The following is a 13,667-nucleotide window of genomic DNA, read 5'->3' as shown; positions in this document are numbered from 1 at the left end:
GCGTCACAGTGGGAGAGTAGGTAGCCGCCGTTTTGATTGAAGCCTCCGGACTTGAAGAAGTTCCGGAGGCTTTTTTTTTGTATACGCACGCATGAAATGTGGCCTCTACCGTTTTTTCGGCTCAGTTTGAAAACTTGGGGGAATTAGTTAAAAGCCTTATCTTTCCCGTGGGTGTGGGTACCTTTCCCACGGAACTGTCCGGAAGGCTCCGCCTTGTCCTTTCTCCGGTGGAAGCGGTTCCGGAAACCCTCTCCGGGTACTCATGTTTTAGGAACATTTATTGAATATCCCTACTTTAAGTATAAATTAGTTGGCTAATTTTATGATATTTATTGTATCTCCCACTTTCGAAGATCAGCGGGAGATGCACTTTTTCTTTTTCATTGAGCTGAAAAATCTTGCTGCTATGCTAAGCATAATAATACAAAGGAGTTAGGAACAGTACAGTTCTCTTTCTTATTTATGTGTATAAGCTAGTGCTGCTCCCAATGCCGTGCGATACTCTGCATATTCAGGTATCCAAAAATGGCATTGGTACATTTCTTCCATAACTGGGAATATTTCTTTGCATTGTGGCATTTTGGTCAAATTACCTATTAGGACAAAATCTTTAATGTGGCTATTCAGTGCTGCTAATATGACAGATTGTCCTATTGATTGTAATACCATATGAATGATTCCCGCTGCTACATCTTCCATAGAGGCGTTTGAACTTGCTTTGCCAAATGTGGAAGCGGTGGCATCCAGAGGCAGTCCAGGTAGAGGGGTATTGCAAATATCCTTGATTTGCAGATCAATATTTTCTATTACACCTTTTTCTGCCATCTTTACCACTTGATGAATATTCTGTGTTTTTAACAACAGGCGAGATAGTCCTTGAATGGTTCCTCCGCCAATACCTATACCACCTATGTGAGATATGTTTTTACCTCCTTCCACTTTTACAAAAGAGGTGCCGGTACCCATGCTTACTACAATAAGGTCTTGCAATTGGGAGTCATAGTGGGCTCCAAGACCGTTTGCTAGAAACTCATCCGTATGATCAGTAGAGAGTCCATATAAGGGTTGGTTTACGTAAGCACTTCCCACTCCTGTCAACATGACTTTATCAATGTCGTTTAAGCTGATTCCATTATCATATATGTATTTGCCGAAAGCACCGAATAACGAAGTGATAGGATCTTCGGCTTTTACAATCATAGGATGTTTTATGCCTTCTTTATCCACACCTATTATCTTGGTGGTGCTTCCGCCTACGTCTATACCTATTACCATTCCCATTGTTTTTCTTTGTTTATTTTAAAATAGTGCAAATATACAGGAATTATCTAAGTGGCTATTCATATAGCTTGCAATAATTACCAATTATCTGTTCGGAATGGAGCTACAGGCAGGCCTGATGCTCCGAATAAGGTACCATCAGTATGGTTGGCCCAATTGTATCTTACGGCTACAGGATGAGGTACATCGGGTGATTGTACAATTATTTCTTTCTTTTTTACAGTTACTGTTGCCGGATAAAAAATCCGATCTGTACCTGCGATTATAAATCCGCGTACTGGGTCGGGATGCAAGAATCCTTTTCCTAAGTTTTCAAAATGGATGCGAAGGGTATTTCCTTCGATGCTGTAGCCTTTATAAACCGGATATTGAGGCATTTTTCTTTTTCCGTAAGTTTGCTTTAAAGCTAACTGTGATAGGCGAAGACCTGTTTCCAGAGTACTTTGGAAGGTATTGCTTTTTTCTTTCCCAATATCGGTGGTTACCACCATGCCTGTATGATTCAAGTGTAAAGCCTGTGCTTGTGCTTCACGCATGGCCGCCCAGTCTGAATCATCTTGTGCTTCTTCTTTTTTCTCATGATTGGGCAGTTGCACAAAGTAGAAAGGCATTTGTGGTTTTTGCCATTTATCGCGCCAGTCGGCTATCAATGACATGAATAAGTCTGCATATTCATCGCTGCTTTCCAAATTACTCTTTCCTTGATACCATATAACACCTTGAAGAGGGAAAGAGGTAAGCGGATGTATCATTGCATTGAATAATCCTGTGGGATACTTAGGGTTACTTTCTGGTGAAATGGGTACAGGGGGGATTCCACTTAATGAGAGACCGGATAGGTATTTCCATTCTCCTGCCAATGAGATAGGATCTTTGCCTTTTACACTCAGCTTCATGTCTTCTGGACGGCCATATATTCCTCCTTTGCTTTTGTAATTGGTCACACGTATGGTCAGTACAGCTTTTCCGCGTTTTACCAGCTTATAGGGAATTGTGTAACAGTGGGACGCATCGGCTTTCGTGTTTCGTCCTATTTCAGTCCCGTTATAATATACGATGCTTTCATCGGCAATGTTCCCTAAATTTATTGTGACATTTTTTCTAGTCCAGTTACGTGGAATATCTATCGTTTTTCTGAACCACACTACTCCATCGAAGTCTTTCATTCCCTTATCTTCCCAGTATCCCGGAAGTTCCATTGTTTTCCAGTTCTCATCCGAATAATCAGGTTCCGCCCATACTTGGTGGTCATCGCACCATCCCATATCGTGTTCGTAAAGAGCTTGATACCACTCTTCTCTTTGACGGGCATATTCTGCTTCTATTTTTTCAGGATTGAACCCCAAGGATTCAAGCATTTCAGTTTCTTTGTTGTAACTTGGCAGGTTTTCTAACGCATCATAACTGGCCCATGCTTCTGCAGGAGTATCTTTCCAGGTGCAACTTATTATACCTATGGGTACTTTCAGTTTTTTTTGTAACTGACTGGCAAAAAAATATCCGATTGCAGGGAGTCCGGTTATGGTTTCAGAGGTACATTCTTTCCAACCTTCTTGTGTAGCATGCAAATCTTTCTTGGGAACTAAAGAGATTTCTTTTTTTGTCTGAAACAGACGGATATAAGGTTGGGAGGGTATATCTATGGGAGTTTCTGTTTCACATTCTCCTGTATACAACCATATTTCGCCAATCAGAATATTTTGCAGTATGTGCTCCTCCCCGTCCGAAATGATAATTTCATAAGGACCTCCGGCAGATGGGGTAGGAACTTCTATTTTCCAATTTCCTTCTTTGTCAGGTGATGTCGTATAGGGATGCTTATTCCATCCCGTTTTTATTATCACTTCTTTTTTTGTAGATGAATGGCCATGAAAAATGACATTCGATTTTTGTTGTAATACCATATTGTCTGTGAATAATGCAGGCAGTGTTACTTTGGCCTCTGCCATACAAAATGCCATTAACATTCCCAATAAGATCATTTGTTTTTTCATAAGTGCCAAGTTTGTTGTGTTATTAAGTTTATAGTATTTATTTATGTTGTATAAGTCCCCGGTCTTTGAATATGAGTTGTACCAGGCGGAAAGCCAAATCAGTAAGCAATATTCCCAAGGCCGCACCAATGATGACATCAAACAGCCAGTGACGGTTATTCAGAATGCGGGTAAACCCTGTAACTATAGCTGCTGCGTATGCTACTAATCCTACCCAATATCCTTTGAATCCATATTCCTTATACAATAGGGTAGCTGCCATAAACGCTGCTGCCGTATGTCCGGAAGGAAAAGAGAAATAATTTGTGGCATCCGGGCGAAGCACCCCTGTGGTGAGTTTTAATCCATTTACTACCAGCTGCGTCAGTACGACTGACAAGACTATGAAAGTGAACAGCCGTTTCCATCCGAAATTACCTCTTATTCCTCCCAATTTCAGTCCGAATAGAAGTATGAGTGGAAAAAGTTGCAGATAATTGTCATAAGTTTGATGGAAAGCCGGAGCATGTACATTACGCAAATTACGTATGTATAGATTTGCATTTTCGAAAAAATGGGAGAATGTCCCGCTTCCGTCTTGCAAATACACTGCAATAACAAGTAATACAGCTACGTAAAACGTGATGATTGCCATCATTTTAATTTTTCCTATCATAAGTCAGTTTATTCTACGGATGAATGCCCCGAAAGTACTCATTTTCTCTTTTATCTGTTAATGCGTTAATGATAAATTTTGTTCAAAATAAGTTTCTTTAGGAATCTTATGGTTTAGTCGGTTCTTCCTTCATTTCTCCCTTGCTATATCCGCTAGGACTTATTTTATAGTATTTTTTGAATACCTCGCGGAAATATTTTACATCATTAAACCCGGTCATATCTGATATTTCGGATATATTATACTGTCCTTCGGATAGTAATTGCGCTGCCCGTTTCAGCCGGATCAGGCGGATATAGTCTGCCGGAGCTTGGTCTGTCAATGCTTTTAGTTTATTGTAGAAACTGGAACGGCTCATATTTTGTGAAGCACAGAGTGACTCCACGTTGAAACCTGAATTGTCTAGATTTTCAGTTATTGTTTCTTTTACTGCTTCCAGGAACTGTTGATCCAATGTGTTGCTATAATTTATGGAAATGCTGTCATTGTGTAGTTCCATTTCTGCATATTTGCTACGAAGTAGTGCACGGTTAGTCAGTATATTGGCTATGGATGCTTTTAGTATTCCTATGTTAAAAGGTTTTATCAGGTATTTGTCCGCACCTGTTTCCAACCCTTCAACGATATTCTTTTCGTCATTTAATGCTGTTAGCAGAATTACAGGGATATGAGACGTCAGTATATTATTCTTGATAGCAGAACACAATTCGTCCCCCCGCATTTCGGGCATCATAATGTCCGATAATACTAAATCAGGCTTAAATTCGGGGATGATTTTTAAGGCTTCTTTTCCATTGGTACATGTTTCCACTTGATAAGCTTCGGATAAAGTATGAGACAGATATTCGCGTAGATCGTCATGGTCTTCCACAACCAGGATGCGCTGTGCATTTTGAACATGCTGCCGATACTGATCTTTATAAGTGTGGGGAGAGACTGCACTAGGGGATACTGGTACCACGTTTTCTTGTTGTACCGTTTCTGTCGGAACCTGTTGACTTCGGAATTGTTTTTGGGGGAAGATAACCTTTACGCGGGTGCCTTTATTCTCTACGCTTTCTATGCTGATCTTTCCTTTATGAATACGTACCAGTTTCCACACTAACATCAGTCCGATTCCACTGCCTGTAATTTTTGCATTGATGGCATTGCTGCCCCTGAAGTGTAACTTAAATAACTTTTTCTGTTCTTTGGCAGGAATCCCGATGCCCGTGTCCGTAATCTCCAGACTCCAGTTGTCCTTGTCATGGCGGGTGATAATGTGTACCTCACCGTGGGCGGGAGTATATTTGATGGCATTTGAAATCAGATTTTTTGTGATCGAGTCCATCTTTTCTTTGTCGAACCATACATTTTGATATTCAAAGTTGCTTTTGTAGTCGAGTTTGATCTGTTTGGCTTCTGCATAACTATAAAAGGCATGGTATATTCCTTCCATATAGGTATTAAGTTCGTGTTCCGATATACGAAGGGAGGAGGAGTACACATTGGCTTTGCTGAAGTTTATCAGATTGGTGGTGAGGCGTATCAAAGTGTCCACGTTCTTCATGGCTGTAAGCATATTGGCCTGACTTTCTTCACTTAAATTTTCTTTTTGTTGAATTTCTTCCAAAGGTGCCTTTATCAGTGTCAGCGGAGTACGGATATCATGCGCTGTATTGATAAAGAACCGAGTTCTTTCATCCGAGGCCTTTTTTTCTCTGCGCATGGAATGAAGGCGGAAAATGACGTATGTTGCTAAAATGATAGTCAGGACATAAATACAAATAGCCCAAAAACTGAGCCACACGGGATGTGCTACAGTTATTTTCAATATCCGCTCCTGCAACACGTGTTTATTATCCTCTTTGGAAACGGAACGTACACGCAGTGTATAGGTGCCGGGAGCAACATTAGTAAATCGGATAGTTCCTTCGTCACTGGGAGTAGTCCAGCCATCGTAGAATCCTTCCAACTGCCAGGTATATAGTATGTCCGACGGATAATCGTAATTGATAGAGGATACTCGGATGGAAAATGTATTTTGCATATATTTCAGATTCAATTTCTCTATTTGGTCGATATCTTTAGTCAGAGGAGAGTTTGGATCATTGGGATATACAGTTTGGTAGAAAATACGGAAATCGCTGAATATCATATGTGAATCTCCTGTTTTGGGCATCTCTATGTTTGGGGGGAATTCCAGTGCACCGTCTGTACTTCCGAATACGGTGTTCCCATTGGCACGTAGTACGCCGGAGCCGGCATTGAAACAGGTGGACATCAACCCTTGTCCGCGAGTCCAGTTGCGGAACTGGCGGTTGGTAGGCGAGAAAATACTGATACCATTTTCGGTACTCATCAAGATATTCCCGTCTTTTGTGGGTAGAATAACATAAATGCTGTTTGATACTAACGGGCTGTTTCCTGTATGGTAATGGGCGCTGATTGATTCTTTTACCGGATCATAAGTAAATAGTCCGGAACCACTGGTGCCAATGTAGAGTAAACCATTGTCTTCTTGGTGTAACGTATAAATGTAGGTTGCTCCACCGGGCAGAGGTATTTCATGGTATTTGCCCGAATTCCGGTCCAGTAGAAAAAGATTGGTGGAGGTACCTATCCACATAGATGTACTGTCCTTTTCTTCAATGGCAGTAACAGAACCTAGTCCGGGATAAAGACGTCCTTGGCGTGTCTTCAGATTAAAGCATTTCAGATTATAATATCCTCCGGACCATATACACCCGTATCTGTCCTTTTTAATGTCGCGTATGTATTTGTCGGCACGTACATTCAGATGGAAGGATTGGGCAGGGGTGAGGTATTCTATGTTCCCGTTTTTCTTGGTAATCTGGAAAATGCCCGATGCATATCCTCCCGCCCATATAATACCCGGAGAGACTTCGCATAAAGTAATAAAAATGCGGTTCTGATTTTTTAGTCCGTGATTGAAAGAGCTTAGGAAAGAACGCCATTGCTTTTGTTTTGAATCGTATAAGCTGATGCCGTTGCTTGTTCCAAACCACAGATCCCCGTCACTGTCTTCTATAATGGAGTTTACTTGGTTGTTTACTAGTGACTGCCGGTTGCCAATAGAGTGCTTTATCCAGTTGTAGTTGGTATATTGGTTATTGCGGACGGTAATTCCCGTAGGATAGTTGGACAGCCAGATACGCTGCTCGTTGTCTACATATACATCATTGATAATGTTTCCATCCATTTCGTTGTAACTACCATAGTTTGCAATGATATAAGGATCTGTTTCATAGGTGTCTATGTTTAACTTGTGTACTCCTGCTCCTTCAGTGGCTACTAATAATTCCTTTGTGTTCAAAGGACTGATCCGTGTAATATTCACATCTGTCAGTTCTACTTCGGGACGTACAATTTTCTGGCTGTTCAAGTCATATATATAGACTCCCTTTTCAAAAGTGCCTATAAATAGTTTGTTGGCTGTACGGTGTAGATATAATTCATGTACGTGCATATCCATCATTCCCAGTTTGCCGCAGGAGAGCTCTTTTAAATTCCCGTTTTCCAGTTTTGCCAGATAGATTCTTTTGTCTGTACCTATAAAGAAATGTTCACTGTTTATCTGTTCTATGCAGGTGATATTTCCCAGTCGGTTAGAGATTTGTTGCTTTTGTCCGGATTCTATGTTAAAAAGGTGGATAGCCGATTTGCCGCACAGCCATACGTTATCCTCCTGGTCTATGTAACTATATCTCACGAAAGCATGGTAGTCCTTATTCCAGTAATTGTACATATTGTATATCTGTACAAAACGGTCGTGGCCTGAATCATAACGAAAAATTCTGCCTTGTTTTCCTGTGACCAGTAGTGTACCTGTTTTATCTAAAAAAGTCCAGTTTATATTCAATAACGGGTCTAGTTCCCTGTTACCTTCTCTTAATTTATAATGTTTTATTTCTTTTCCGTTATATTGGTCTATCCCCACATGAGTAAGGAACCACATATATCCACGAGCATCTTTCTGAATTTTGTATATTTTCTGATTGCTTAGTCCTTCTTCTATGCCAATGTATTTATAAGTCTGCGATGAGACGGTTAATGACAATAGTAAAAAAATGAGACTTGTGATAGTAGCTTTCATAAAACTCTTTATTCTAAATCTTTTCTTTTTTCAAAAAACAGTAACAAAATTAAGATAAAAAAATCATAGGATTAGTAATTTGAGATGAGCTAAATTTCGGTAAAATTATCCCTTTATTCGCCTATGGCTCGCTTGTGTGAATATAAGAAATATAAATGGAAGAAGGTTTGTAACATAACTGTCAGATGATTATGTTTTCTTAACAAAACTTCGTGCAGCATTATGGTATGGCCTGCATTTCTTTCAATAGAAAGGACTTATAAACTAGAATAATTAACTAAGTAAAGAAAAGCACAATGAAAAAGTTTTTTGGTTTTAATAAATTGCTTGCGTCTGTAGCGGTACTTGCTTCTGTGATGATCTTTCAATCCTGTTTGGATGATGATGATAATGATTATTATAGATATGCGTTGCCCAATGCACTGGTTACTGTGAAACCGGTGGCCGACAATTCATTTTTTATGCAGTTGGATGACAGTACGACACTGTTACCTGTCAATATGAAAAATTCTCCCTATGGTGAGAAGGAAGTAAGGGCCCTTGTAAATTTCGATCCGGTGAATGAGTCAAGCGGAGAGTATGACAAGGCTGTACATATCAACTGGATAGACAGTATCTTGACAAAACCGATTGCCGGTGATTTAGGAGATAAGAATGATGAAGTATATGGTACTGACCCTGTAGATATGATTAACGATTGGGTAACAATTGCCGAGGACGGTTATTTGACTTTGCGTTTCAGAACCATGTGGGGGAATCGCAGTCAAGCTCATTTTGTCAATTTGTTGATGAGTAAAGATGCTGAAAATCCTTATGAGGTAGAATTCCGTCATAATGCTTTTGGTGATGTATATGGTGAACCTGCCGACGGACTGGTGGCATTTAATTTGGATTCCTTGCCTGACACTGAAGGAAAAACAGTGAAGCTGAAATTAAAATGGAAATCATTTAACGGAGAGAAAACTGCGGAATTTGATTATTGTACCCGTAAGTCAACTCCTGCAAACAGTGCAGCCATTACAGCCGGACGAAGTGTCTTGAGATTAAAATAAGGTTTAATAACTGAGGTGCAATTTCAATCCCTCCTGTTCTATGTGGTATAGAGCCGGAGGGATATTTTTTGCTTTATTCGCTCATCCATATCCCTAGCATTACTCCGAGGATACCCAATACCACACTACCGATGATGTAGGTGAAAAAAGAGGGGTAGAGTCCTGATTTCAGTAATTGCAGACTTTCGTTGCTGAAAGTGGAAAAAGTAGTGAAGCCACCGCAAAGTCCGATAGTGAGCATCAGTCTTATATCATTGTTGATATGAATGCGTGAGGTGAGGGTATAGAATACCCCGATCAGTATGCAACCCAAAATATTGACTGCGAAAGTACCCCACGGAAAATTCGTTGTTCCCTGGCGATAAATGCTTATGGTAAGCAGGTAGCGAAGTACACTTCCTGTACCTCCTCCCAAGAAGATGAGTAATAGTGATTTCATAAATGCTACATTTTAATGCAAAAATAGCAATGATTATTCATTCAGAGCCAAACTTTTTTCGTAATTTTGCACCCTAAACGAAAAATACGCAAAAAGGAATGGGTGGTTTTTTTGGAACAGTCTCAAAGGCTGAATGCGTCACCGACTTATTTTACGGGACGGACTATAATTCACATTTAGGAACAAAAAGAGGTGGTTTGGCTACGTATGCCCAAGGAGAGGGATTTATGCGTTCTATCCACAATTTGGAGAGTTCTTATTTCCGCACGAAGTTTGAATCTGAACTTCCAAAGTTCAAAGGTAGTTCGGGTATCGGCATTATCAGTGATACGGACCCGCAGCCTATCGTGATAAACTCGCATCTGGGCAAGTTCGCCATCGTCACAGTAGCTAAAATCAATAACATTACGGAATTGGAACGCGACTTGCTGGCAGCTAATATGCACTTTTCTGAAATGAGTCTTGGCAAGACGAATCAGACGGAGCTGATCGCATTGCTTATTGTGCAAGGGAAAAATTTTGTAGATGGTATAGAGAATGTCTTTAATAAAATCAAAGGATCATGCTCCATGCTGATATTGACGGAAGACGGTATTATAGCAGCACGTGACAAATGGGGGCGTACTCCGATTGTGATAGGTAAAAAAGAGGGTGCGTATGCTGCGACAAGTGAATCAAGCAGTTTGCCGAATCTGGATTATGAAATAGAGAAATATGTAGGACCGGGCGAAATTATTCGCTTGCGTGCCGACGGAATGGAACAAATGCGCAAGCCGAACGAAGGAATGCAGATTTGTTCTTTTTTGTGGGTATATTATGGATTTCCTGTTTCATGCTATGAAGGGAAAAATGTAGAGGAAGTACGTTTTATGAGTGGTTATAAAATGGGGCAGAAGGACGATTCGGAAGTTGATTGTGCCTGCGGTATTCCTGATTCGGGAGTAGGTATGGCATTGGGGTATGCTGAAGGCAAAGGAATTCCTTATCATCGTGCTATTGCCAAGTACACACCCACCTGGCCTCGTAGTTTTACTCCTGCCAATCAGGAAATGCGTTCACTGGTAGCAAAAATGAAGCTGATACCTAATCGTGCAATGCTGGAAGGTAAGCGCGTGTTGTTCTGTGACGATTCTATAGTGCGTGGAACCCAACTTCGTGATAATGTAAAAATTTTATTTGATTATGGTGCCAAAGAGGTTCATATGCGCATTGCTTGTCCGCCATTGATTTATGGATGCCCTTTCATTGGTTTCACTTCTTCAAAAAGTGATTTGGAATTGATAACCCGCCGGATGATTAAGGAGATTGAAGGCGATGAAAATAAGAATCTGGAAAAATATGCAACGACAGATTCGCCGGAGTATAAGAAGATGGTGCAAATGATTGCCGACCGCTTCGGTCTGAGCTCCTTGAAATTCAATACTTTGGAAACTTTGGTAGAAGCGATAGGATTACCAAAATGTAAGGTATGTACCCATTGTTTTGATGGTTCCAGTTGTTTCTAATAACAAAATAATAAAATATTAATGAAAAAGAGCCGTGATTTGTTTGGCAATTCACGGCTCTTTTTCTATTTTTACAGGCAAGTATGAATATTAAAACAAAAAGAAAAATGACGGTGATAGAACGATTTTTAAAATATGTAAGCTTCGACACTCAGTCTGATGAGAATAGCGGGGCTACCCCCAGTACACCGAAGCAGATGGTGTTTGCACAATATTTAAGATCTGAATTGGAACAATTGGGCTTTCAGGAAATTTCTTTGGATGAGAATGGTTATCTGTTTGCCACATGGCCGGCCAATACGGATAAACCGGTTCCTACCATCGGATTTATTGCACACATGGATACCAGTCCCGATATGACGGGTGCGGGAGTCACCCCACGCATTGTCTATGGTTATGACGGAACGGATATTGTATTATGCGAAGAAGACAACATTATACTTTCTCCCAAGCAATTTCCCGAACTGTTGGATCATAAAGGGGAGGACCTTATTGTAACCAACGGCAAAACATTGTTGGGAGCTGATGACAAGGCGGGCATTGCTGAAATCATCTCGGCTATGGTATATTTGAAAGAACATCCTGAAATCAAGCATGGAAAAATTCGTGTGGGATTTAATCCTGATGAAGAAATAGGCTTGGGTGCACATAAATTTGATGTGGAGAGATTCGGATGCGAGTGGGCATATACGATGGATGGTGGTGAAGTAGGGGAGTTGGAGTTTGAAAACTTTAATGCCGCTTCTGCGAAAGTGATTATTAAAGGACGTAACGTACATCCGGGATATGCAAAGGATAAAATGATCAACTCCTTGCGTGTGGCTAATGAGTTTGTGTCTTTACTGCCTACGGACGAAGTGCCCGAATGTACTGATGGTTATCAGGGATTCTATCATTTGATTGGCATGACGGGTGAAGTGGAGCAGACTACCATCTCTTATATAATCCGTGATCATGACCGTGCCAAGTTTGAGGCATGCAAGGAAAATATGAAAAAGTGGGCGGAAATCATCAATAAGAAATATGGAGAAGGCACCGTTACATTGGAATTGAAAGACCAGTATTACAATATGCGTGAGAAAATTGAGCCGGTGATGCATATCATTGATATCGCTTTCAAGGCTATGGAAGAGGCGGGCGTGACACCTAAGGTGAAGGCTATCCGCGGTGGAACGGATGGTGCACAACTTTCATTCAAGGGATTGCCTTGTCCCAATATTTTTGCCGGCGGCTTGAATTTTCATGGCAGATATGAGTTCGTGCCAATCCAGTCTATTGAGAAAGCCATGAAAGTGGTGGTGAAAATCGCTGAATTGGTGGCAAGATAAGTAATTTATTAACCTTAAAATAGTAGAGTAATAACATGAAAACAACTCCGTTTACCGAAACACACATTGCCTTGGGGGCGAAAATGCACGAATTTGCAGGTTATAATATGCCTATTGAATATTCGGGAATTATTGATGAACATCTTACTGTATGTAATGCCGTAGGTGTTTTTGATGTATCCCATATGGGTGAATTTTGGGTAAAAGGTTCTAATGCGTTGGAGTTTTTGCAGCAAGTGACTTCAAACAATGTGGCGACTTTGCCCGTCGGTAAAGCGCAATATACTTGTTTCCCTAATGAGGAGGGAGGTATTGTTGATGACCTGTTGGTATATCACTATGAATCCGAAAAATACTTGTTGGTGGTAAATGCGGCCAATATTGAGAAAGACTGGAACTGGTGTGTCAGCCATAACACAGTGGGTGCGGAATTGGAAAACGCATCCGACCGTATGGCACAGCTTGCTATTCAGGGACCGAAGGCTATGGAAGTTTTGCAAAAACTGACTCCGGTCAACTTGTCTGAAATTCCTTATTATGCTTTTACCACAGGTGAGTTCGCCGGTCAGAAAGATGTGATTATTTCGAATACCGGTTATACCGGTGCAGGTGGTTTCGAGCTTTATTTTTATCCCGAAGCCGGTCAGGCTATCTGGAAAGCAATTTTTGAAGCAGGTGCTCCTGAAGGGATTAAACCTATCGGGCTAGGGGCTCGTGATACATTACGTTTGGAAATGGGCTTTTGCCTGTATGGTAATGATTTGAGTGATACCACTTCTCCGTTGGAAGCAGGATTGGGCTGGATTACCAAGTTTGTTGAAGGAAAGAATTTCACTTCACGTGCTTTACTTGAAAAGCAGAAAGCCGAAGGATTGAAACGCAAGCTGATTGCTTTTGAAATGGTAGACCGTGGTATTCCCCGTCATGGTTATGAACTGGTAAATGCTGATGGAGAGAAAATAGGTGAAGTAACTAGTGGAACCATGTCTCCAATGCGTAAGATTGGTATCGGTATGGGATATGTTCAGACCGCTTACACGGCATTAGGTACTGAAATATTTATTGATGTGCGCGGACGCAAGCTGAAAGCTGTAGTAGTAAAGGCCCCGTTCAGAAAATAAATCGAAAGCCGGAAAAGAGAACGCTGATAACAAAGAAAACGCGAATATTCAAGAAATCTGGATATTCGCGTTTTCTTTATATGGCTGATATACATTTACGGTTAGTTCCTTTTCATAAAAACAGCTTTTAATGCAAAATTAATAATAGGATGAAGAATATGATAAATAGATAATTCTTAATTTTGCAATCAAAAAT

At 40.6% G+C, this 13,667-nt stretch carries 9 protein-coding genes; 4 read left to right on the top strand and 5 right to left on the bottom strand.

Features of this window, described 5'->3' with window-relative positions:
• Positions 1-456: 456 nt before the first annotated feature.
• From coaW to RE317_RS16335, 4 genes are all read right to left on the bottom strand, one after another.
• Positions 457-1,281 (bottom strand): type II pantothenate kinase, encoded by an 825-nt coding sequence (coaW, locus tag RE317_RS16350; protein ID WP_005852264.1) that lies wholly within the window; start codon positions 1,279-1,281, stop codon positions 457-459.
• A gap of 77 nt (positions 1,282-1,358) precedes the next feature.
• Complete coding sequence (locus RE317_RS16345) at positions 1,359-3,275, bottom strand: sialate O-acetylesterase (protein WP_032939777.1); 1,917 nt, start codon at positions 3,273-3,275, stop codon at positions 1,359-1,361.
• A 37-nt stretch (positions 3,276-3,312) separates the two neighbouring features.
• Complete coding sequence (locus tag RE317_RS16340) at positions 3,313-3,930, bottom strand: phosphatase PAP2 family protein (RefSeq protein ID WP_005841672.1); 618 nt, start codon at positions 3,928-3,930, stop codon at positions 3,313-3,315.
• A gap of 106 nt (positions 3,931-4,036) precedes the next feature.
• Positions 4,037-8,026 carry a response regulator gene (locus RE317_RS16335; protein ID WP_117873493.1) on the bottom strand — a complete coding sequence of 1,330 codons (3,990 nt, stop codon included), beginning with the start codon at positions 8,024-8,026 and terminating at the stop codon, positions 4,037-4,039.
• Positions 8,027-8,322: 296 nt separating this feature from the next.
• Between RE317_RS16335 and RE317_RS16330 the strand changes: the two genes are divergently transcribed.
• A complete protein-coding gene (locus RE317_RS16330; protein ID WP_005841675.1) occupies positions 8,323-9,078 on the top strand; it encodes a NigD-like protein in 756 nt (251 codons plus the stop codon).
• Between the two features lie 73 nt (positions 9,079-9,151).
• Here the strand turns inward: RE317_RS16330 and crcB are convergent, their stop codons facing one another.
• Complete coding sequence (gene crcB, locus RE317_RS16325) at positions 9,152-9,517, bottom strand: fluoride efflux transporter CrcB (protein WP_005841677.1); 366 nt, start codon at positions 9,515-9,517, stop codon at positions 9,152-9,154.
• Between the two features lie 98 nt (positions 9,518-9,615).
• Between crcB and RE317_RS16320 the strand changes: the two genes are divergently transcribed.
• The 3 genes from RE317_RS16320 (at position 9,616) to gcvT (ending at position 13,471) form a co-directional block, all read left to right on the top strand.
• The gene (locus tag RE317_RS16320) at positions 9,616-11,022 is read left to right on the top strand and encodes an amidophosphoribosyltransferase (RefSeq protein WP_005841679.1); all 1,407 of its coding nucleotides are present in this window, start codon (positions 9,616-9,618) and stop codon (positions 11,020-11,022) included.
• Between the two features lie 107 nt (positions 11,023-11,129).
• On the top strand, positions 11,130-12,350 hold the full coding sequence (gene pepT, locus RE317_RS16315) for a peptidase T (RefSeq protein ID WP_005841681.1): 1,221 nt from the start codon (positions 11,130-11,132) through the stop codon (positions 12,348-12,350).
• Positions 12,351-12,385: 35 nt separating this feature from the next.
• A complete protein-coding gene (gene gcvT / locus RE317_RS16310) occupies positions 12,386-13,471 on the top strand; it encodes a glycine cleavage system aminomethyltransferase GcvT (RefSeq protein ID WP_008671175.1) in 1,086 nt (361 codons plus the stop codon).
• The last annotated feature ends 196 nt before the right edge of the window (positions 13,472-13,667 follow it).

Origin of the sequence: Phocaeicola sp. GP0067, assembly GCF_031119655.1 — a bacterium.
Lineage (GTDB): Bacteria > Bacteroidota > Bacteroidia > Bacteroidales > Bacteroidaceae > Phocaeicola > Phocaeicola vulgatus.
Note: the sequence above shows the minus strand (reverse complement) of the source record. Positions and strands in the feature narration are given on the sequence as shown.

Bases quoted from the DNA above. Each gene is read 5' to 3' on its own strand.
- coaW (WP_005852264.1), bottom strand. From the start codon at position 1,281: ATGGGAATGGTAATAGGTATAGACGTAGGCGGAAGCACCACCAAGATA.
- RE317_RS16345 (WP_032939777.1), bottom strand. From the start codon at position 3,275: ATGAAAAAACAAATGATCTTATTGGGAATGTTAATGGCATTTTGTATG.
- RE317_RS16340 (WP_005841672.1), bottom strand. From the start codon at position 3,930: ATGATAGGAAAAATTAAAATGATGGCAATCATCACGTTTTACGTAGCT.
- RE317_RS16335 (WP_117873493.1), bottom strand. From the start codon at position 8,026: ATGAAAGCTACTATCACAAGTCTCATTTTTTTACTATTGTCATTAACC.
- RE317_RS16330 (WP_005841675.1), top strand. From the start codon at position 8,323: ATGAAAAAGTTTTTTGGTTTTAATAAATTGCTTGCGTCTGTAGCGGTA.
- crcB (WP_005841677.1), bottom strand. From the start codon at position 9,517: ATGAAATCACTATTACTCATCTTCTTGGGAGGAGGTACAGGAAGTGTA.
- RE317_RS16320 (WP_005841679.1), top strand. From the start codon at position 9,616: ATGGGTGGTTTTTTTGGAACAGTCTCAAAGGCTGAATGCGTCACCGAC.
- pepT (WP_005841681.1), top strand. From the start codon at position 11,130: ATGACGGTGATAGAACGATTTTTAAAATATGTAAGCTTCGACACTCAG.
- gcvT (WP_008671175.1), top strand. From the start codon at position 12,386: ATGAAAACAACTCCGTTTACCGAAACACACATTGCCTTGGGGGCGAAA.